Source organism: Microbacterium sp. NPDC028030 (genome assembly GCF_040637855.1).
Taxonomy (GTDB): Bacteria; Actinomycetota; Actinomycetes; order Actinomycetales; family Microbacteriaceae; genus Microbacterium.
This window is the reverse complement of the sequence record NZ_JBEZXF010000001.1, coordinates 638,180-656,199: the sequence shown is the minus strand read 5'-3', so window position 1 is coordinate 656,199 and position 18,020 is coordinate 638,180. Positions and strand designations below refer to the sequence as shown.

Annotated in this window: 20 protein-coding genes; 7 read left to right on the top strand and 13 right to left on the bottom strand. The window is 61.9% G+C overall.

What is annotated here, in order from left to right; genetic code table 11:
* The first annotated feature begins 53 nt into the window (after positions 1-53).
* The 3 genes from AB0E56_RS03190 to AB0E56_RS03180 all read left to right on the top strand — a co-directional run bounded on the left by AB0E56_RS03190 (position 54) and on the right by AB0E56_RS03180 (position 1,703).
* Entirely contained in the window at positions 54-677 is a 624-nt protein-coding gene (locus tag AB0E56_RS03190) for a hypothetical protein (protein ID WP_359796619.1), read from the top strand.
* A 362-nt stretch (positions 678-1,039) separates the two neighbouring features.
* Complete coding sequence (locus tag AB0E56_RS03185) at positions 1,040-1,270, top strand: hypothetical protein (protein ID WP_359796618.1); 231 nt, start codon at positions 1,040-1,042, stop codon at positions 1,268-1,270.
* A 127-nt stretch (positions 1,271-1,397) separates the two neighbouring features.
* The gene (locus AB0E56_RS03180; protein ID WP_359796617.1) at positions 1,398-1,703 is read left to right on the top strand and encodes a hypothetical protein; all 306 of its coding nucleotides are present in this window, start codon (positions 1,398-1,400) and stop codon (positions 1,701-1,703) included.
* A gap of 1,426 nt (positions 1,704-3,129) precedes the next feature.
* On the opposite strand, the gene AB0E56_RS03175 is transcribed toward AB0E56_RS03180, so the two are convergent.
* On the bottom strand, positions 3,130-3,639 hold the full coding sequence (locus AB0E56_RS03175; protein ID WP_359796616.1) for an N-acetyltransferase family protein: 510 nt from the start codon (positions 3,637-3,639) through the stop codon (positions 3,130-3,132).
* A complete protein-coding gene (locus AB0E56_RS03170; protein WP_359796615.1) occupies positions 3,636-3,992 on the bottom strand; it encodes a metalloregulator ArsR/SmtB family transcription factor in 357 nt (118 codons plus the stop codon). The genes AB0E56_RS03175 and AB0E56_RS03170 overlap by 4 nt, the downstream gene beginning before the upstream one ends.
* Before the next feature lie 86 nt (positions 3,993-4,078).
* Between AB0E56_RS03170 and AB0E56_RS03165 the strand changes: the two genes are divergently transcribed.
* Positions 4,079-5,398 (top strand): NAD(P)-binding domain-containing protein, encoded by a 1,320-nt coding sequence (locus AB0E56_RS03165; protein WP_359796614.1) that lies wholly within the window; start codon positions 4,079-4,081, stop codon positions 5,396-5,398.
* 54 nt (positions 5,399-5,452) lie between these two features.
* Here the strand turns inward: AB0E56_RS03165 and AB0E56_RS03160 are convergent, their stop codons facing one another.
* The 9 genes from AB0E56_RS03160 to AB0E56_RS03120 form a co-directional block, all read right to left on the bottom strand.
* Positions 5,453-5,860 carry an arsenate reductase ArsC gene (locus AB0E56_RS03160; RefSeq protein ID WP_359796613.1) on the bottom strand — a complete coding sequence of 136 codons (408 nt, stop codon included), beginning with the start codon at positions 5,858-5,860 and terminating at the stop codon, positions 5,453-5,455.
* Positions 5,861-5,874: 14 nt separating this feature from the next.
* Positions 5,875-6,870 carry a metalloregulator ArsR/SmtB family transcription factor gene (locus AB0E56_RS03155; protein ID WP_359796612.1) on the bottom strand — a complete coding sequence of 332 codons (996 nt, stop codon included), beginning with the start codon at positions 6,868-6,870 and terminating at the stop codon, positions 5,875-5,877.
* Positions 6,867-7,958: an ACR3 family arsenite efflux transporter gene (gene arsB, locus AB0E56_RS03150; RefSeq protein WP_359796611.1), complete on the bottom strand. Its 1,092-nt coding sequence runs from the start codon at positions 7,956-7,958 to the stop codon at positions 6,867-6,869. The genes AB0E56_RS03155 and arsB overlap by 4 nt, the downstream gene beginning before the upstream one ends.
* 91 nt (positions 7,959-8,049) lie before the next feature.
* Positions 8,050-9,324, bottom strand: a complete 1,275-nt coding sequence (locus AB0E56_RS03145; protein WP_359796610.1) for a hypothetical protein — start codon at positions 9,322-9,324, stop codon at positions 8,050-8,052.
* A gap of 3 nt (positions 9,325-9,327) precedes the next feature.
* Positions 9,328-10,194 (bottom strand): hypothetical protein, encoded by an 867-nt coding sequence (locus tag AB0E56_RS03140; protein WP_359796608.1) that lies wholly within the window; start codon positions 10,192-10,194, stop codon positions 9,328-9,330.
* Positions 10,195-10,328: 134 nt separating this feature from the next.
* Entirely contained in the window at positions 10,329-11,189 is an 861-nt protein-coding gene (locus AB0E56_RS03135; protein ID WP_359796607.1) for an AbiJ-NTD4 domain-containing protein, read from the bottom strand.
* Positions 11,190-11,266: 77 nt separating this feature from the next.
* On the bottom strand, positions 11,267-11,986 hold the full coding sequence (locus AB0E56_RS03130) for a hypothetical protein (protein ID WP_359796606.1): 720 nt from the start codon (positions 11,984-11,986) through the stop codon (positions 11,267-11,269).
* Positions 11,987-12,248: 262 nt separating this feature from the next.
* Positions 12,249-13,475 carry an MFS transporter gene (locus tag AB0E56_RS03125; RefSeq protein WP_359796605.1) on the bottom strand — a complete coding sequence of 409 codons (1,227 nt, stop codon included), beginning with the start codon at positions 13,473-13,475 and terminating at the stop codon, positions 12,249-12,251.
* A 28-nt stretch (positions 13,476-13,503) separates the two neighbouring features.
* Entirely contained in the window at positions 13,504-13,875 is a 372-nt protein-coding gene (locus AB0E56_RS03120) for a metalloregulator ArsR/SmtB family transcription factor (protein ID WP_359796604.1), read from the bottom strand.
* A 195-nt stretch (positions 13,876-14,070) separates the two neighbouring features.
* Here AB0E56_RS03120 and AB0E56_RS03115 point away from each other — a divergent pair, with 195 nt between their 5' ends.
* The 3 genes from AB0E56_RS03115 to AB0E56_RS03105 are packed head-to-tail and all read left to right on the top strand — an operon-like array spanning position 14,071 to position 15,846.
* Positions 14,071-14,694 carry a hypothetical protein gene (locus tag AB0E56_RS03115; protein ID WP_359796603.1) on the top strand — a complete coding sequence of 208 codons (624 nt, stop codon included), beginning with the start codon at positions 14,071-14,073 and terminating at the stop codon, positions 14,692-14,694.
* 2 nt (positions 14,695-14,696) lie between these two features.
* Entirely contained in the window at positions 14,697-15,626 is a 930-nt protein-coding gene (locus AB0E56_RS03110) for a recombinase family protein (protein ID WP_359796602.1), read from the top strand.
* Positions 15,616-15,846 (top strand): hypothetical protein, encoded by a 231-nt coding sequence (locus AB0E56_RS03105; RefSeq protein ID WP_359796601.1) that lies wholly within the window; start codon positions 15,616-15,618, stop codon positions 15,844-15,846. Before AB0E56_RS03110 ends, AB0E56_RS03105 begins: the two co-directional genes overlap by 11 nt.
* A gap of 166 nt (positions 15,847-16,012) precedes the next feature.
* On the opposite strand, the gene AB0E56_RS03100 is transcribed toward AB0E56_RS03105, so the two are convergent.
* Together AB0E56_RS03100 and AB0E56_RS03095 are read right to left on the bottom strand one after the other, a co-directional pair.
* Positions 16,013-16,843: a hypothetical protein gene (locus tag AB0E56_RS03100; protein ID WP_359796600.1), complete on the bottom strand. Its 831-nt coding sequence runs from the start codon at positions 16,841-16,843 to the stop codon at positions 16,013-16,015.
* Between the two features lie 111 nt (positions 16,844-16,954).
* Positions 16,955-18,010 (bottom strand): LLM class flavin-dependent oxidoreductase, encoded by a 1,056-nt coding sequence (locus tag AB0E56_RS03095; RefSeq protein ID WP_359796599.1) that lies wholly within the window; start codon positions 18,008-18,010, stop codon positions 16,955-16,957.
* Between the last annotated feature and the right edge of the window lie 10 nt (positions 18,011-18,020).

Here is an 18,020-nt window from a genome sequence, read left to right as displayed (position 1 = left end):
GACGCCGTCGTTTTGATATGGGTCTTCACTCTCACCAAATGGAGGAAGAACACATGTCCACAAACATCCCACAGACCCAGGAACAGGCTCTCGCTACTAAGGAGCGATTCAGGTTCCGACTCATCCTTGCTTTCATCATCCTCGTTGCTTTCATCGTGTCGATGGTGCTCGGCTGGCTCGGCATCATCAAGCCTTCCGCCGCTACCCTCGACAACGGCGGCTTCTGCATCGCATCCACCTACGACAGTGATCCCGAGATCCAGGGCAAGGCTGGAGCGAAGAACTGTGGCGTTGCCGAGCTTCCTGAGATTCCCGCACCGGCTCCAGCCGTAATCGCGCAGCCCTGCTTCGTCGGCGGGAGCTTAGTTACCAGAACGATCACCACGAAGTGGTTGCTTCCGGAAGGTAGCAGCCTGACAGACGCCAACCTCGAAGTCGTCAAGCTCGTCGGTAGCGATGTCATGCCCCTACCGGCCACTGTTTCCGTCACCAGCACGAAAACCGCGACCGGATACACAACCGTTCTCAGTGGCGCTGATGTACTACCTGTGAGCACCGCGACCAAGTACGCGTTCCGTCTGACAGACGGTGGCCGTTCTTCCGCCTGGGCGAGCATCGAAGCATATGCTGCCCCGCTCGGGAACGGGTCGACCTGCTCCTGGAAGAGCAGCCTCTGACTCCACCGGCAGCGAAATCCTCCGGATGCCTCCAGCTCCGGTAGATAGAGAAACCGCCCGGCACTCCCACAGTGCCGGGCGGTTCTCTATGTACTCGGAAGCGAGCGGCCCAGGTGCCTACTTTCGAGCATGCCGACGGATGCTGAAATCGCAGTCTCAGCGCGCAGTCTGGAGCATCGAGGGGGTCAATGCTGTGGCCTGTGCTTCAGCCCGTAGCCTGCGACCTCGGGCTGAAATCGTCCGGCGCGCATGACCATACATGGATCCTGATTTCCTGTCGATTGTCGCCGGCCTCGCGCGAGGGATGTGTGACACCACAACGGGCGCCTCTTGTTAGAACAACCATCGACCAAGGAGGAACCATGGACCGAATCATCCAGAACCAGGCTGCAGCTCAGCGGACAAGAGAGATCGCTGAGGAGCGTAGCCGCAAGATGGTGCCAGCAGCCAAGCGGCCCAGTCAGCAACAGCGCCAGAAGTCCAGGGAGTTCGCCAACGCGCTCGGAGGCTACGACGCGTTCCAGGCAGTGAAGGCCGAGCGCCTGGCAGCACAGGCAGCAACCGATGTTGACTCGCCCGAGACTGCGATCTGAGACGCCAACGCAGATCCTGCGCACATGCTGTCCGCCTGACCATGATCGACGCTGAGACGGCAGGTAGCGATGCCCCTCGATATGAGCGATGTCCCCAACAGGACAGCACTCATCTGGAGGAATCACCATGTATCTACCTACACTCGCTCTCGGCGATCTCGTCAACACTGCCATTGCCGACTGGATCGGCCCCGTGCTAGTCGGCATCATCGCTGTGGTCGCCATCGTCCTTCTCTGGAAGCGGCAGTTCGCTGGCTTCCTGACTTTTGCAGCGATGGCCGTGCTCGCGGCGCTCTTCGTCTTCTTCGGTGGCGACCTCTTCGGCAAGAACGGCAATATCTCGAAGGCCGGTAAGGAAGTGGCCAAGAGAATCAATGCCATCGACCTGACTGCCACGACCTACGCTCCCGAGCTGCTCGACCTCGATCGCTGAGTCTGAGGCCCGCGAGTCGTTCAACTATGGCTCGCCGTCTGGTCCGGTCCACGGCGTCGAATCTCGAGACAAGAACGAGGCGTCGGGGAGCGGGACTAAAACAAGGTTTTGACGGACGGGAGTGACCCCGGCAATGAACGCAGGAAAGACACGCCCGAGAAACTGCCGCACCGCCCACCGACCGCCGCCGCTTTGATATAGCACTACGAATCGCTCGGCCCGGTGATCTGAATCTCGGGCCTGGAGACTCAGATCGCCGGGCCCCGATTTTCTTGCCGCCCAGGATCTCCAAATAAACAAGGTCCCAGTAGGTGGGTTGCCGGGTGTCGGAAGCCGGAGAAAAGCGTGCGGGGGTTCACCAGCCCCAAGAGGAAAACCAACTGGAAGCGCGAGAGGCCGGGCAGCAAATCTTCTGCCCCAGCTCAGATGGTCCTCAGCTACATGTACCCCACCGCTGAAAAAGAGTGGGGCGCTCACGAAGTAGAAACGACTGTGAGCGGGAACCGGTCGCAGATACAGCTTCCAATCCAGACGCCGAAATAGCGCCCCCGCTGGGCAGGCTAGACAGCTGGATGACCGAGTTCCTGATGCGGACGGAGAGCAGATCTCCGGCTTCTTCCCGGAGCTGGAGCATTGAGGAAGAACTGGGAGAAGACTCCCCTGCCAACAGCCGCTGCTCAACAGATGACTACAGGATCGCCAGGCTGACGGAAACGGCCCCCGCGCTGAGGCGATCATCCGCCTGCTGCTCCCCCGCCTCTCCGAGGGCTCTCCGAGGGCTCTTGCAGCGAGGCTGCCAACGCGGGTGCGTTGGATCACCTTGAGCTCTGGCGAGAACGCCATCGGGCAGAAACGCTCGCTGCCGCTCACGCAGATCTGCCTCCGGCTTGCCGCCTGCTGCTCGGGCGCACACTCGCCAGACTCAAGCCTCGGCCCCCAGGCCTCGGCACCCTCACGGGTTTGAGATTGGATCTCTGTTGGAAGAAGCGCCTCCCGTTCCTCTCCCGGAGCAGCTGGCGCTGACTCACCCCTACCACTCAAGAGGTTCAGCACCGAGGCCGCGGTGGATCCCGGACCTGCTCCCCAACTACCGCGGCTAGCGAGGGGCTCTCCTCTGGATTTCGATTGAGGGAGCCCCGGAGGGGCTGCGCCGAAGGCGCTGAGGTGTTTCCATCGGATGGCTCGCCGGGCAGGACTCTCCGCCCCACCCGAGGGCGCTGCTCTCCTTCTGAAGCGGGAGGGCGAAGCCCGGAGCGCTCCAGAAGAGCCGGGGGCTCGGGGGCCGGATTAGGTCCCCGGGAGGCCGCGCGGAGCGGCCCTCGGAGAGTGGCGTGGCGAATCCCTAGCCGTGGTGTCACACTTCGGTGCGATCACGCACCGACCTTCTCCTCGGAGGGGAGAATAGCGGCCAGAGGTGTGCGCGCACCTACCTCTCCGCTCGCCGTTCGATGAGGATAGTGTCTCGCCAGTCGCCCTGATGCGGTCCATGGCTCATCTGGGCGATGCGCTCCCTCCGGCCCACTACCCGGAACCCCGCAGACGCATGGAGCCGAAGACTCGCGGCGTTCTCCGGAAAGATCGAGGATTGAACTGTCCAGACGCCAGCACGGTCGGCCAGCTCAAGGAACGCTCGGAGGAGACGCGTCCCGACGCCCTGACCCGACGCTTCCGGACGGATGTAGATCGAGTGCTCGACGACTCCGCGATAGACCGTCCGAGCCGAGACGGGCGAGGCTGCGGCCCATCCCAGGAGCTCGCCGCCGGGCTCCACCGCTACGAGACGAAGATCAGGACGCTTGCTGTTATCGGAATCAGCCCAGCTCCCTGGCGGCCCAGCCTCGAATGTCGATTGTCCCGTGGCGATACCGGCCCGGTAGATCTCCTCGACGGCAGGCCAGTCCCCGGGAGCCATCGGCCGAAACTCCAGATCGATCATCGGGCAGTTAGGCTCTTCGCCGCGTCCACGAGGGGACCGGTCGTGGGGCTGTAGTAGGCCCAGCGCCCACGCTGCTCGCGGCTCACGAGTCCCGCCTCCACGAGGAGCTTCATGTGGTGGGAGACGGTTGGCTGAGAAAGGCCAACAGGCTCGGTGAGATCGCATGCGCACAGCTCACCCTCCGGGCTCGCCGCGATGAGCGAAAGTAGCTTCACTCGGGCGGGATCTCCCAGTGCCTTGAATACCTTGGCGAGATCTTGCGCCGTGCCGTCATCGATCACGCCACCGCTCGCCGGGTTGCAGCAGGATGCATCGGCGCTGGTGGGCTCGATGGTGACGGGGAGCGTGGCCATGGATCTATTCTGCCTCACATATTGACATCTGTCGATGTGTCGGTCAGGCTTGTCACATCGAAGATCATCAATCTATGGCGGTTGGGATGTATCCCGTTGCTGTGATCGGTGCTGGTCCGCAGGGCCTGGCCGCTGCTGCCCATCTGTTGGAGCGCGGGCTTGAGCCCCTCGTGCTGGAAGCCGGAGGTAGCGCCGCGTCTGCAGTTGCCGAATGGGGCCATGTGCGGCTCTTCTCGCCCTGGTCGGAGATGACTGATCGAGCAGCTCGCAGGCTTCTGGAGCCGACCGGCTGGAATGCACCGGCCAAGGGCTACCCGACTGGAGCGCAGTGGATCGAAGGCTACCTCGCTCCGCTCGCTGAGCAGCTCGGGGACCGAGTCCGCTATGGCTCCCGTGTGGTGGGGGTCGGGCGGAAGGGCCGCGATCTCTCCGTGGATGGTGGGCGAGCTGAACAGCCCTTCGTGGTTCATGTGCAGCGAGCGGACGGCCAGGAGGAGCGCATCGAGGTATCCGCCGTGGTCGACGCCTCCGGCACCTGGCGAACCCCGAGCCCTGCTGGAGCCGATGGACTCCCAGCCCTCGGGGAGAAGAAGGCACAGGAAGCGGGACTGCTCGACTACAGGATTCCCAGCGTGGAAGAAGCGGGCGACCTTGCGGGCAAGCATGTGGTCGTAGTGGGGAGCGGCCATTCGGCTGCCACCGCAGTGAACACTCTCGCTCGAATCGCCAAGCGAGAGCCGGGCACCCGGATCACCTGGGTTCTTCGGCGCGGAGCTGTCGGCAATACCTTCGGGGGCGGCGCGGCGGATGAGCTGCCTGAGCGAGGCTTGCTCGGCCAGCGGGCGAAGGAGTTTGTCGAAAGCGGAGCCGTTGACCTCCTCACCGGGTTCCGCGTTGAGCGTGTGGGCATCGATGATGGGCGTGCTGTTCTGATCTCGGAGGTTGGCCGCCAGCTTGCCGCAGCCGATCAGGTGTTCGTGCTGACCGGCTTCCGCCCGGATCTGACCTTCCTCTCGGAGATCCGCCTTGATCTCGATGTGAGACTCCAGGCTCCTGCCCGGATCGCCGCCGAAGTTGACCCGAACATCCACTCCTGTGGCTCGGTCAGAGCAACGGGGGCAGCGGATCTTGCCCACCCGGAGCCTGGCTTCTACATCGTGGGGGCCAAGTCCTACGGACGGGCGCCCACCTTCCTCGCGCTCACCGGCTTCGAGCAGGTGCGCAGCGTGGTCGCCGAGCTCGCTGGAGACAGGGAAGCCGCAGCTCGGGTCGAGCTGGCACTTCCAGACACCGGAGTCTGCGGTGGGTCCGGCGTCTTCGACGCCCCGGAGGATAGCAATGCAGGGTCCTGCTGTGCACCCACGCCGCAGCTCATCCAGCTCGGCGCAGCACCGGTCGCTCGCTGAATAGCAATAGAGGGCGGACAGGGATCTTCCTTGTCCGCCCTCTCTGTAGTGGGGTCAACCGAGGAGGTCAGAAGTCAGGGCTTGAATCCGGGCCTTGATTTCGTCCCTGATCGGTCGCACTGCGTCGATGCCCTGCCCTGCAGGATCGTCGAGCTTCCAGTCTTCGTAGCGCTTGCCAGGGAAGAACGGGCACTCGTCGCCGCAGCCCATGGTGATGACCACATCGGAGGCTTGCACGGCTTCGGTGGTGAGGATCTTAGGCTCTTCGGCAGTGATGTCGATGCCCTCTTCCCGCATCGCTTCAACGGCGATGGGGTTGATCTGGTCGGCGGGCATCGAGCCCGCGGAGCGCACCTCGATGCGGTCGCCACCGAACTGGCGAAGGTAGCCGGCGGCCATCTGAGAGCGTCCGGCATTGTGGACACAGACGAAAAGCACTGAAGGCTTCTGCGTGGTTGTCATTGGAGTTCCTTTGGTCAGTGAGTTGCGAGAGTTTCAAGGAGGCCACGGACGCGGGTTTCGATGTCTCCCCGGATCGCTTCGATGCCTTCCGGTGAAGCGAGCGCCGGATCTCCCACGGCCCAGTCCTCATAGCGGACTCCAGGAATGACCGGGCACACATCGCCGCAGCCCATGGTGACCACCACATCAGCAGCTCGCACCGCATCATCGGTCAGCGGCTTCGGATAGGCGTCGTCGGCCTCCCGCTTGCCCTCGATCTCTGCAAGGAGTGAGCGCACATGAGGGTGAACATCTGTGGCCGGAGTCGAGCCAGCGGAGCGGGCAACAACTCGGCCGCCCGAGAGCTGGTTGACGATGGCCGCAGCGAGCTGGGAGCGTCCGGCGTTCTGCACGCAGACGAAGAGCACCTGAGGTGCTCCAGCCTCGCGATCCCGAGTGAGGTCACTGAGCCGCTGTCTGGCGAAGCGCTCAGTCAGAGGAATCATGTGCTGAGTGAGCTTGGCCGAACGAACGAGGCTAGCGTAGGACTCTCGCACGATGGCCACGACGAGATCCCGGTTGAGGTTGGTCAGCTCGTCTGCAAGCTCCTCCGCCAGCCGGGACACTCGGGCGTCCATCGTCTTCAGTGCCTCTTCACGCTCTTCGGCGAGCTCGGGCGCTTCGAGGATCACGGCTGGGGCGAAGGCATCGAGCAGCGCAGCCGTCGCCGTCCGGCGAGCTGGAGCAATCCGGTAATAGACCCAGGTTCCGCGCCGCTCCGAGAGGAGCATCCCGGTCTCCTTGAGTACCTTGAGGTGATGGGAAACCGTCGGCTGAGAAACCTGCGCCAGCTCCGAGAGGTCGCAGACGCAGCACTCGCCTCGGGGATCAGTGGCGATGGCCGAGAGCATCCGGAGCCGAAGAGGATCAGCGAGTGCCTTTAGCGAATCCGTCAGCGCAGCTGCCGCTTCAGCACCGATGGCGTGGGTGGCCGCTGGAGCACAATCCTGTGCTGTGACGGTCGAACTCATGATGCGTTCCCTTCATAGGGGTCAGTGTGGAACCAGGCCCGAGCGGCCCAGAGCGAGACATAGACGAGGCCGACGAGCACCGGCACTTCGATGAGCGGGCCGACGACTCCCGCGAGCGCCTGACCTGACGCCGCGCCGAAGGCGCCGATGGCCACGGCGATTGCCAGTTCGAAATTGTTTCCCGCCGCCGTGAAGGCGAGGCTGGTGGAGCGTGCGTAGCTGAGCCCCAGCCCTTTCCCGAGCAGTAGGCCGAGGAACCACATCAGGCCGAAGTAGACCAGCAGCGGCAGAGCGATCCGAACCACATCGAGCGGGCGGGAAGTGATGGCGTCTCCTTGGAGAGCGAAGAGCAGCGCGATGGTGAAGAGCAAGCCGTACAGTGCCCAGGGGCCGATCTTCGGGAGAAACTTCTCCTCGTACCACTCGCGTCCACGGCGCTTTTCTCCGATCCAGCGCGAGGCGAAGCCTGCGACGAGCGGAACTCCGAGGAAGACGAGCACATTGAGAGCGATCTGCCAGACAGAAACCTCGAGTCCCTGGGAGTCGAGACCGAGCCAGCCGGGGAGCACGCTGAGGTAGAACCACCCCAGTAGCGAGAACGCCACTACCTGGAAGACGGAGTTGATAGCAACCAGGACGGCGGTTGCTTCCCGGTCCCCACAGGCCAGGTCGTTCCAGATCACCACCATGGCGATGCAGCGAGCCAGGCCGACGATGATCAGGCCTGTCCGGTACTCGGGGAGATCGGGCAAGAACATCCACGCGAGGGCGAACATCACGGCAGGGCCGACGAGCCAGTTAAGTACAAGCGAGGAGATGAGGAGCTTCCGGTCACCCGCGACTGCGGCCACCTTGTCGTAGCGCACCTTGGCGAGAACTGGATACATCATCACGAGCAGGCCCAAGCCAATGGGTACTGAGATGCCGCCGACCTCAAGCCGCGAGAGAAGATCGGCAAGGCCCGGAACGAAGCGCCCGAGAACGAGACCGGCCACCATGGCCAGGCCGATCCACGCGGGAAGCCAACGATCCAGAGTTGACAACCGCCTGGCTGCTCGGGGAGCCTGCGTCTCGGCTTGTATCGACATGCTTCTATATTGAAGCTGATCTAATCAGATTGCAACTCCGAGCAAGGTCATTCACCGACAGTTCATGTCAGCGATTTGGGACCGTTGCGCTTCAGAGCATGTATGTTTGCAGCTCCTTGTGTTTCTCTTCCCAGTCAGCGCAGTTGGGATGGGTGGCGAGCCAGTGGCGCGTTGCTCCGAGCGCGGAGTAGATCTCTCTCAGTAGCTCGATCTGCTGATGAACGAAGGTCCGATCTGTGAGATTGTCGCGGATACGGTGCGCAGGCCCCTGGCGGGCGTTCCTGACGAGCGCCATCGGCGACACGATCTTCTTTGCCTGGTCTTCCGCCACGCCACCGCTCTGCAAGAAACGCTCGAACCTCTTCAGCGTCCCCATCCGCTGGCCTCGCTCGTCGACGCTCTCGATGCCAACGGCCTTGAAGAACTCAGACCGCAGATTGTCCGAGAGTAGCTTGTCTAGCTGAAGCACGAAGTCATCCCACTCCCGCTGCGACGGACGAAGGAGCCACCCCATTTCAGCGGGGCGATCCGTAGAACGGAACATCGCTTCGCCGAAAGCGAGAATAGCCAGCTCATTGAGGTTTCCCAACTCCATGAAGAGCCGGGTGAACGGCCCAACACCATCCGGCCAACGGCCCATCTGGCCGTTCCACCAGAGCGGATGCGGCTCAAGATCTGTTCCGTCAACCTCATAGGTTTCCCACCGGCGCTGATGCTCCGGGGTCAGAGTGATGAGATCACAGTAGAAGACCGCTACCCGGCGCTCGATGGGAGAATCCGCGTCCGTCGGGTCGTAGCGAGTCAGATCGTATGCGAAGCCAATGTGGTTCAGCCCAACATGGTCGCGTTCGAAAACATCCTTGTCCTCAAATGCCTCATCGCTGAGGCCCATGCTCGCGCCAGAGTCACCGAAGCTGAATCGGAATCGGCTGTCGTTGCGGTATTGCTCAAGGACATCGAACTGGAAGTAGGCCAGATCGAGCGTCCCCTTGCCGCGCGCCATCGCCCGAGCATACGGCCGGCCATTGAGCTTGCTCGGAAGCCGGACTCCTTTCATGCCTGAGGCGGTTGGATACAGGCAGACGCCGTAGTCAGCGCTATCCAAGTCTTCGATGTCCTGGATCTGATCCTCCACCGAACGGCGCGACGGCCACGGACGGATGTGGATGTTCATGTAGTCAGCCCCTGTCATCACCTCGATGAGACCAGCATTCAGCAGCTCGATCGCGGGTGCGCGAGTCGGTTCCACGAGCTTCGCCCGAATGTGCAGACCGTTGAACTCCCCGGACCCGAGGTACCGATCTCGGATCAGTCCCATGAGCTTCACCGCTTCAGCGCTGAGTTCAGGCTGCTGCTTTGCGGCCACGATTCAGACCCTGAGATCCCGAGTGATCCAGGTGCCGACCTCGCGTTTGATTGAGTTCTCGATGTCGAACCCGTCGAACTCTTTGTAGAGGCGGTGGACCACATCTGAGGGCATGTTCTGGAGGCGCTTCTCCTTCAGAAGAAGGGTCCGCTTGCCCCGGCCCATGAGGTACCCGAGTTCGAGGGAGACATTCGGATTGAAGTCTCGCTGTTCGATGTCCTCGAAGACAGCGATGCCGTAGGCGCACCCAGTCAAGTAGACCTCGATGTTGGACCACAGCTCGCCGGTGTAGTCCCGGTCATCGGCCCGCACAGCATTCATTCCGTGCTCGGCCAGACCAGCCACGATGGCGTCGTGGATCTGCTTCATCTGAGGGGTCGCGCCGAAGCGCATCATGATGAATACATTCCGACTCGGCTCCGGGTGGTCTTCGAGGAAGGTCCGGAGGTAAGGCTCTAGATGACTCACATGCTCGAAGTCGCCGAGTTTTGCCAAGGTGCTCATGGTCTCTACTTCCCTGGCGTGAGTGGTTGCTGCCGCTTCGATCTTGGCAGCACGCCGGAGGTCGGTCGGCAGGGGGAGGGACACGAGAGCGCTGACCGGGAGGCCCAGTTGATCCTGCATGAGACTGGCAAGGGCTGCTGGAGCGTGATGCTCGCTCGGTCGATCGACCCAAGTGAGTTGAGCCATTCCTGTCGCGGGGCTGCTCGCTGCCATGATCTGGCTGCTGTCTCGAAGCGTGGTGAGAGAGAAGGGCTTGCCAAACGGGGAAGCGTGGAAAGGCAGTCCCAAGGTGGCGAGTTGGCGTTTCAAGGCCTCACCGAACTCATCAATGACCGCCTGCACGCTCGTCTTGGTGGCTTCGTCCATGTCGCCTCTGACATAGGCCGCTCCGGGCCATTCAAGTCCCAAATGTCGCTCATCTCGTCGGTGCCGTCAGCTCCGAGCATACTGAGCGCCTCCGACACCGGGTGCGGCGGCTATCAACCTGCGCCCCACCCCACTCAGACGAGGCCAGACTTTCTTCCCTCATCGATGAGGTAAGAGACGAAGGCCGAGCAACTGACGAGCATGTACTTCGCCATTGTCTGGTCGACGGACGCTGCGTCGATAGCACCATGTCGAACCCCGTTCTCATCGGAGGTCCAGCCGTAGATCTTCAGCCACCCCTCCTTGAGAGCAGGATGGATGTTGACCCCAGCGCCTTGGAGCTTCTTCAGCCCCGCGCCGAGCGTGCCTTCTCCGGTGATCTTCTTAGTGACCGCTTCGACCGCCGAGATGGACTCCTTGACAGAGTTTGGGTAGTCGGGATTCTGGCGATCCGCAAGGAGCTCTACTGCTCGCTCCAGACTGTGCCGAGCTCCGGCTATGGAAGCAGCATCCGCCAGCGCGGTATCCACGGAATCGGCTTCTGCGCTGGAGTCGATGGGCGTGATCTCGTTACCGATGAATCTGTACCCCACCAGGTACTGCTCGAATCGATCGTTCAAGGCATCCGTGAATGCGCCGCTGGAATCCTCACCACGCTCCTCGTCAGCCCGGGCCAGAACCTTGGAAGTTCGTTCGAGGACTTCGAGCGCGTCAACCCACTCGCCCTCGAGAATCTCCTTCTTGATGAGGTTCCATGTCGCGACGCGGTGCGGCTGCTCATCCCGAGGTCGCTTGAAGTGGTTCACCCACATGCTCGTCAGGAGTTCATCGTGGGTCGGACCGCTGTCGTGGTAGCCACGCAGCTGCGCATCAAACACTTCCTGAAGGATAACCAGCATGTTCCAGAGCGCCGTCCGAGTCTCTTCGTCAAGGCTCTCGCTCTGGACGATCGTGCGGCTCGCTCGAAGCCCCATGCGCTCTGCAAATGTTGGCATGGTCCGAGGGTACTGGTCACCCTCGACAGACCGGGGTCATTGAGGCTGTCCGCCCTGCATGAGCTTCGCTGTGCCCATCATTTTCCGGTCCGTCGCGGCTGACTTCGGAGCTGGAAAGCGTCAATGAGAAGACTCGTCCGGTCGAGAGCGGTTGAGTAGCATGATGCTACGAAGCTCACCCTGGATGTTCGAGTGACTGATTCCCCTCGGGGAGCTTCTGGATGTCGCTCCATGATGTTCAGCAGCGACACCTGATTGGCGTGAGTGACTGCGCTGCAAATCCGCCAAACCTCAAGACCAGTGAGCACATCCATGCTGTTTGTCCCGCTCGGATGGATCCTGTCGGTCATCTCGATGACTGAGGTTGACTTGACTGCATCCTCGAAGCCGGAATGATCGATGCCTTTGAGGCTACGATGATTGGCCTCCGCTGTGCTGGCCAGGGTGGGGTGGTCTCCCGAATGCCGGCCAACTACCGTCTTCCAGAGAGTCCGATCTGACTCGATGTTCTGGCGATAGACCCGGAGAGTTCGGCTCGCTGCGAGATCCTCGCTCTTGGCATCGAGTATCCAGAGAGCGAGTGACGATGCTTCCATAGCTGACCGGATCAGTGAGTAGAGGGCGAACATCGGGAGCCCTCTGCGCAGCACCGCATCGACCTCGCGCAGGTTGTCGGCTGCGACCTGCGCGAATACTCGGACTTGCTGCGAGGTTTCGAAGGGAGTCGTCTTGGCGTCGACTCGACCGAGCCAACTGTTTTCGGGGGGAGTCGGAAGATTGTGGCTCTTCTGAAGCACCCGGATCAGCGTCGGCTTGCAGTTGTGGATCTGTTGCTGACCCCAGCGTTCGAGGATCGGCCCCTCGCGGGTGTCGAGAAGAAGTTCCTGGGGTTCCGTGATTCAACGCTAGCCCAGGGGTGAGCCGCTAATTCTGGAATGATCGGCGCTGATTTTTCGCTCAGCAGGACACTGGTGTGCGACACCAGAGGGCCAGGATCCGCAGATGGATCGTGGCCCCTGTCCGCCCCTGTCATGTGGTCTCAGTTTCGGCTCTAGTGCTTTAGCGCAGAGCCGGATCACTCGCCATCTGAGGCCGCCGCCAAGCAGCGAGCGTAGCGCCAACCCCGGCGATGCCGATCGCTACGAGGACGAGTGCTACCGCAGGGAGGCCGATCGCGGCCCCCAGTGCTCCAGCCAGAGGATAGGTGATGAGGAAGCAGGCATGGGAGAGCGAGAACTGAGCAGCGAACACGGAGGGACGGTTCTGTTCGTCACTGTTCCTGCGGAGCAGCCGGGCTGACGGAGTCAGGATCGTGGAGGTTGCCGCACCGAGCAACAGCCACAGCGTGAGCAGACTGATCCACTGTGTGGTTCCCTCCATCCAGGCGATGACTCCAGTAGCGGCCAAGAGAAGCACGGGAAGCGCGACTCCGCCAATAAGCATGACCCGGCGATCCGGAAGCCGCTCCAGGAGCTTCGGCATCCCGAGAGCGACCAACATGGAGCCACCGCCGTAGGCTCCGAGGAGCAATGCCACATCCGTCTGTGGCCTACCCAAGTCGCCCTGGACGAGCACCACAGTGTTCACGATCACCATGGCCGTCGAGGTCGCTACTACGAGGTTCAGCCCCATGAGTCCGCGTAGCTCGCCATTGGACCAAAAGACTCGAGCGCCCTTGGTGAGCCGGTCGAAGAACTTGGTCGGTGCAGGAGGAGGAATGAGCGGGAAGCGAGAAGCGATAACCAAGGCTGCGGAGGCGAGGAATCCAACCACGGTGCCGACGAAGAGGTTATGGAAGCTGATCACGGTGAGGAGCACGGCGGCGAGCATTGGACTCACCAGCGATTCCAGATCGTAGGCCAGCCTGGATAGCGATAGGGCGCGGGTGTAGTCGTTCTCATCCGGGAGCACGGAAGGTATTACGGCCTGGAATGTGGGCGTGAAGGTCGCCGAAGCCGACTGGAGCAAGAAGATCAGGATGTAGATCTGCCAAGCCTCGGTGACGAAGGGCAGAGACAGCGCTACACCAGCCCGGATGAGGTCGGAGCCGATGAGCACTGCCTTGCGGGGCAGTCGAGCGACGAGCGCTGTGGAGATCGGCGAGACTGCGACATAGGCAACCATTTTGATGGTCATCGCTACGCCCATCACGATTCCGGCATCGCCACCAGCGATGTCGAAGGCGAGCAGACCGAGCGCCACGGTGAGCAAGCCTGTACCGAGCAGGGCGATGATCTGGGCGCTGAAGAGCTTGGCGTAGGTCGGGTTCCGGAGGACGGCGAGCATTCTGAGGCCTTTGGGATCGAGGGTTGGGCTAGCTACTGCTGCTGGGTCCGTGGTGGTGGGGAGGGATCTGGCCGTTGGCCACAGCGTGTTCCGCCTGCTTGATGGCCTCCGTCACCAGGGCAACCGCATGCTCGTCGGTCAACCGGTAAAGCACGCTTGTGCCCTCCTGGCGAGTTGTCACCATCCGAGCCATCCTGAGCCTTGCCAGATGCTGGGACACTCCGGACGGTTTCTTGCCGACGAGTTCAGCCAAGGCATTGACCGGCAGTTCCTCAGCGCGCTTGAGCGCGAGCACGATCCTGATCCGAGTCGGGTCCGAGAGCAACCCGAGAACTTCAGCGGCGAGATCCACATACTCTGATGCCGGATCCATGCCGCATACCTTCTTATCCGCGTTCATACGCAGATACTAACAGTTGGAGCGGTGACCTGTTGCTGTACTGCCCCAGGACTCACTGAAGCCGCCACTGGGCCAGGAGGTTTGGAGCTGTGCGCAAACGAACGGTTGCGCACAGCTCAGGAACGGCACGGTTCGAGGGCGCTCCGATATGCCTTTTCGTCGGTGCGAAAGAACCGCACCGCGAAGGAGAAAATCATGCTCAAGCTAGGACTCATAGGACCGAGTGCTCGAAGGAACCAGCCGACCCCAGACGAGCAGACTCATACGCTGATCGGCTACGGGGTCGCCCCTGGAGACATCCACCAATCTGGCGATGAACTGTTGAACAAGGTGAGACTGTCGGCTCAGCCGGTGGAAGTTGTGGTCGGCTCGCTCGCGGGATGGGGGCGGGACTTTACTGGCCTTCTCGTCTGGCTGAAGTTGCTCGAAGAGAGCGCGGCATCCATCACCGTCCTCGCACCACAGCGCCTGACACTCTCCAAGGATGAGTGGTTCGCGGTCATGGCCAACATCGTGGATCTTCAGCTCGAAGGAATCGCAGAGCGAAAGCAAGACGCGGCGGCAGCGGCTCGAAGCAGAGAGATCCCGATTGGCCCGACTCCGAAGCTTAGCCAGGCGGATGTGGACTGGATCTGGGAGAAACGGGAGCAGGACAACTGGGGGCCAGATCGAATCGTCAGTGGACTGAAGAGAGATCGGAACCTCACCGTCAGCAAGTGGACCGTGCTGAGAGTGCTCGGCCTCAGAAAGGGTGCCAAGCCCTATGTGCCGCGAGACAACCACAAGTTCTTGAAGCGCGACGCCGAGAGGAGGGGCTGACCATGGCGAAGTCAACCAACCTAATCTCGCTCGGCTGGGCACGAGTCTCGACCGACAAGAAGGAGGACCGGAAGGAACAGACGCTCGATCAGCAGATCGATTCGCTCTCCAACTACGGTGTTCCGACCGAGAACATCTACAGCGACAAGATCAGCGGAACCATCAGCCTCAAGAAGAGTGAGCAATGGGCTGCACTCAGCGAGCGAGCGCTCGACCTCAAGCAGAAGATCGAGATCGTGCTCGTGAGCTGGTCCCGACTCAGCAGGGACTTCTACGACTTCCTCGCGGCGGTGAACCAGTACACAACCAACGGCTGTGTCTTCACCGTCATCGGGGAGCCTCGCTACCAGAAGTATGCTCCGAAAGACGCCATGGAGTCATTCCAACTCGCCATGGAAGCTTTCGGCGCGCAGGACTACCGAGAGCGAATCTCCAAGGCCACGAAGGAGTCGCTTCACTACAAGAAGCATGTGCTCGGGATCAGGCTCGGCAGACCCGAGAAGCTGACGCTGGCGGACTGCGACGAGATCAATCGGCTCGCTCGACTCGACGACTTCAAGAATCCTCGGCTCATCGCTGAGGAGATCACCGCACAACGGCTGGCAGCAATCCCCGAAGGCCTGGACGAGCCAGAGAGAGAAAAGGCAGAGAGCCGCGCCACGGTATCTCGCACGATCATCTACAGGTACCTGGCTCTCACTGGGCTTGCGGAATCTGACTTCAAGCTGATCGATGTGCTCAAGGAGCAACACGGCGATGACTGCGAGGCCATCGCCAAGGATCTCACCGCTGCCCGTGTCGCTGCGATCCCGGAGGAGATCACCGACGATGAAGAGGCCTACGCCAAGGCGCTGAAGGCTTCGACGGTGCTGCGCTCCTCCGTCTACCGATACTTGACCAGGGAGGCCACCGATGTGTGGCATGACCGTTGAGGAGATGCTGTCCTATCGGCAGATGATGACTGACTTCGCTGAGGATAGCTACGAGCTACCTGCAACTGACGATCAGATCCGCTACCTGGCAGACATGCTGGAGCTGAGCCACGGTGCTCTCTGGCAGACCTTCGGCACGCTGACGAGGGGGACAGCCTCAGTGCTGATCTCGGGACTCATCGCCGCTCGGAGCATAGACGCGGAAGCCGATCATGCGTAGGCGGGAGAAGGACTACACGAAAGATAAGCGCTGGTTCGACTGGCTGATGGATGGACTGCCCTGGCTCCTGTGGCTGATCCCGTTCCGCTGATCAGTAGGAGAAGGCCGGGGACCGAAAGATGATCCCCGGCCTTCCTCGCACCATCAGCGCCCACAGGCTGCGATCTCAGGCTTCAGTCTGTTCCCCGCTTTCGGGTCTCGTCCGAGGTTCCAGCTTCTTCGCTCCGTCCGCGGTAGCGACCGTCTCATAGTGGGCATACAGGTCGCTTGCGTGTTCTGGCTCCAGCTCCATCACCACAGTCGGCTTGTTAGACCTGAACGAGCCACCGGCAAAGTAGCCCTTGCGATTTGCTCCCAAGAAATAGCGATCGTGGAGCTCCTGCGCCGGAACATAGATAACTTCGGCGACCGAATCGCCTACTTCTCGCCGCCCGAGAATCTCCTCGAACTGGCCTTGCTTCAACGAGGCTTTGAGCTTCGGCTTCTGGAATGCCTCTACCTTCTCCACATATCTGTCGACGGTGATCAGCCGGACTCCCGGCATCGCATCCACGACCGCCTCCAGATCGTAGGGGTGAAAGTACGGATCGATAACGAGCGGGTTCTCCAATGAATCCAGCTCGCTGAGGAGGCCGATGTAGTCGAGTGGAGCCTCCGGGTCCAGCTTGAACACGGCGTTGGTTCCCTCTGACTGCCGCATCGTACCCCTCAGTAGGGCGATGCCCTGTTCAGTGATCTTGAAGGTGCCTTGTGCGGCAGGGCCGATGAAGCCTGCGCTGAGAAGATACACCGATGCGTTGGGACCTACGACGGGGTAAAGGGACTCCATCAGAAGCGAGGAGGTGCCACGAAGACCTCCACCATTCCAGTCCCGCTCGATAGGGAACTTGCTAGCCGCGACAAAGTCAATTTCGGCCGCAGTCATGCCAGGCCCAGTCTGTGCCAGCCAGAGCATGTAAAGAGGCCGAATCACGCTCTGGGGTAGCGGTTCTGTCATGTTGCCGATGATACAGGGGGCTGGTTTCGTGCCCTCAGCGCGCCTAGGCTGCGATCTCAGCCTGTCCTAGACGATCCTCGACAGTGTGTGCATGGCGACGAGGAGCCGGGCTCAGATCGCGTATCCCTGCACGGGGCCGTCCCAGTTCGGCTTCCAGCCCAGCTCAGGCGCTACATACTTCGCGAACGATTCCAGGATATGTACACAATAAGCAACTCCCAATTGGTTCGGGATCGTGAGCAGCAGCGTGTCGGCGGCCATCACGGCCTCGTCCTGCTTCAGCTGCGAGATCAGCACATCGGGCTCTGCGGCGTAGGTCTTGCCGAAGGTGGAGCGGAATCCGTCGATGACCCCGATCTGGTCGGCGTTCTCCTCACTGCGCAGTCCGAAGTACGCCCTGTCCATGTCGGAGACGAGGGGGACGACGCTGCGGCTCACGGAGACGCGAGGGCGGCCCGTGTGTCCTGCCTCCTTGTACGCGGAGCGGAACAGTTCGATCTGCTCGCGCTGCAGCTCGTGGAACGGCTGGCCGGTCGCCTCGGTCACGAGCGTCGAGCTCATCATGTTGAGTCCCTTGCGCCCGGTCTCCTCTGCGGTCGCCCGCGAACCCGAGCCCCACCAGATGTGGTCGCGGAGGGTCGGCGACTGCGGCTCGATCGCGAGGTAGCGACCGGCACCCACCATCCGCGGGTCACCGGGAGCGATGCCTTCGCCGTCGATCGCGTGCAGGAAGAGGTCGAACTTCTCCCGCGCCAGCACGCTGCCGCGCTCCGGATCCTCCTCGTCGACGTAACCGAACGTCTCGTAGCCGCGCAAGGCGGTCTCGGGTGAGCCACGGCTCACACCGAGCGCGATCCGCCCGTCGGCGATCAGGTCGAGCGCGGCCGCCTCTTCGGCGAACTGGAAAGGGTTCTCGTAGCGCATGTCGATCACGCCGGTGCCGACTTCGATGCGCTTCGTGCGCGCCGCCATCGCCGACAGCAGCGGCATGGGCGATGCGGCCTGGCGGGCCCAGTGGTGCACGCGCACCGAGGCGCCGTTGACGCCGATCTCGTCCGCCCCCTCCGCGATCTCGATCGTCTGCTTCAGCATGTCACCCGCGGTGCGGGTCGCCGAGCCGGGCACATCTGCATAGTGCCCGAAGGAGAGGAATCCGAAAGCCTTCATGATCTATTCC

What these genes read in the sequence shown, in the direction of transcription:
- AB0E56_RS03190 (WP_359796619.1), top strand. Translation starts at nt 54, where the DNA reads ATGTCCACAAACATCCCACAGACCCAGGAACAGGCTCTCGCTACTAAG.
- AB0E56_RS03185 (WP_359796618.1), top strand. Translation starts at nt 1,040, where the DNA reads ATGGACCGAATCATCCAGAACCAGGCTGCAGCTCAGCGGACAAGAGAG.
- AB0E56_RS03180 (WP_359796617.1), top strand. Translation starts at nt 1,398, where the DNA reads ATGTATCTACCTACACTCGCTCTCGGCGATCTCGTCAACACTGCCATT.
- AB0E56_RS03175 (WP_359796616.1), bottom strand. Translation starts at nt 3,639, where the DNA reads ATGATCGATCTGGAGTTTCGGCCGATGGCTCCCGGGGACTGGCCTGCC.
- AB0E56_RS03170 (WP_359796615.1), bottom strand. Translation starts at nt 3,992, where the DNA reads ATGGCCACGCTCCCCGTCACCATCGAGCCCACCAGCGCCGATGCATCC.
- AB0E56_RS03165 (WP_359796614.1), top strand. Translation starts at nt 4,079, where the DNA reads ATGTATCCCGTTGCTGTGATCGGTGCTGGTCCGCAGGGCCTGGCCGCT.
- AB0E56_RS03160 (WP_359796613.1), bottom strand. Translation starts at nt 5,860, where the DNA reads ATGACAACCACGCAGAAGCCTTCAGTGCTTTTCGTCTGTGTCCACAAT.
- AB0E56_RS03155 (WP_359796612.1), bottom strand. Translation starts at nt 6,870, where the DNA reads ATGAGTTCGACCGTCACAGCACAGGATTGTGCTCCAGCGGCCACCCAC.
- arsB (WP_359796611.1), bottom strand. Translation starts at nt 7,958, where the DNA reads ATGTCGATACAAGCCGAGACGCAGGCTCCCCGAGCAGCCAGGCGGTTG.
- AB0E56_RS03140 (WP_359796608.1), bottom strand. Translation starts at nt 10,194, where the DNA reads ATGGACGAAGCCACCAAGACGAGCGTGCAGGCGGTCATTGATGAGTTC.
- AB0E56_RS03135 (WP_359796607.1), bottom strand. Translation starts at nt 11,189, where the DNA reads ATGCCAACATTTGCAGAGCGCATGGGGCTTCGAGCGAGCCGCACGATC.
- AB0E56_RS03125 (WP_359796605.1), bottom strand. Translation starts at nt 13,475, where the DNA reads ATGCTCGCCGTCCTCCGGAACCCGACCTACGCCAAGCTCTTCAGCGCC.
- AB0E56_RS03120 (WP_359796604.1), bottom strand. Translation starts at nt 13,875, where the DNA reads ATGAACGCGGATAAGAAGGTATGCGGCATGGATCCGGCATCAGAGTAT.
- AB0E56_RS03115 (WP_359796603.1), top strand. Translation starts at nt 14,071, where the DNA reads ATGCTCAAGCTAGGACTCATAGGACCGAGTGCTCGAAGGAACCAGCCG.
- AB0E56_RS03110 (WP_359796602.1), top strand. Translation starts at nt 14,697, where the DNA reads ATGGCGAAGTCAACCAACCTAATCTCGCTCGGCTGGGCACGAGTCTCG.
- AB0E56_RS03105 (WP_359796601.1), top strand. Translation starts at nt 15,616, where the DNA reads ATGACCGTTGAGGAGATGCTGTCCTATCGGCAGATGATGACTGACTTC.
- AB0E56_RS03100 (WP_359796600.1), bottom strand. Translation starts at nt 16,843, where the DNA reads ATGACAGAACCGCTACCCCAGAGCGTGATTCGGCCTCTTTACATGCTC.
- AB0E56_RS03095 (WP_359796599.1), bottom strand. Translation starts at nt 18,010, where the DNA reads ATGAAGGCTTTCGGATTCCTCTCCTTCGGGCACTATGCAGATGTGCCC.